Below are 575 nucleotides of genomic sequence, written 5' to 3' on the forward strand. Positions count from 1 at the left end.
TGCGACGGCGTGGCCGACGACGCGAATGCCTGGCCGGTAGCCGATCCGCACGAGGGCGTCTGGCTGCGGATCGCCCGGCACGGTGGGGCGTACGCGTTCCACGCCGGCGTCGACGGGCAGCGCTGGGAGTTCGTGCGCAACTTCGCCATCGGCTCCGGACCCGCGCAGGTGGGCTTCGTCGCGCAGGCCCCGACCGGGTCGGGCTGCAACGTCGTCTTCGACCACATCGAGTACGCCCCGTCCGCGCCGAGCGATCTGCGCGATGGCAGCTGAGCAGTCGCCCTCCTCGCGCGCTGCCGCCGCCTCCCCACGAGGCGGCGGCGGGGAATCGCAGCCGGCCGCCCGGCTCGCACAGCCAATCCCCGCACGGGTGCAGGAAGAACTCAGTGCGGCCGAAATCCTTGTGCCACAACGGTTCCGCTGCGCCACGGCGGTAAACGCGCACCTGTGCGCCGGCCTCGGCCAGGGTTCGGGCCGACTCGTCGGACCGGGCGAGCCCGACGACCTCGTGGCCGGCGGCCAGCAGTTCGGGAACGACGGCTGAGCCGATCCAGCCGGACGCTCCGGTGACGAAT

At 72.9% G+C, this 575-nt stretch carries 1 protein-coding gene and 1 pseudogene; one reads left to right on the forward strand and one right to left on the reverse strand.

Annotated features, from left to right (window positions below):
- Positions 1-273: DUF1349 domain-containing protein (locus IEY17_RS25045; RefSeq protein ID WP_188991948.1), on the forward strand; the 273-nt coding region annotated here is incomplete at its 5' end.
- 166 nt (positions 274-439) lie between these two features.
- Here IEY17_RS25045 and IEY17_RS25050 read toward each other — a convergent pair.
- A pseudogene (locus tag IEY17_RS25050) lies at positions 440-575 on the reverse strand (NAD-dependent epimerase/dehydratase family protein); the annotation flags it as partial.

Origin of the sequence: Saccharopolyspora thermophila (genome assembly GCF_014646075.1) — a bacterium.
In the GTDB taxonomy this organism is placed as follows: domain Bacteria; phylum Actinomycetota; class Actinomycetes; order Mycobacteriales; family Pseudonocardiaceae; genus Saccharopolyspora; species Saccharopolyspora thermophila.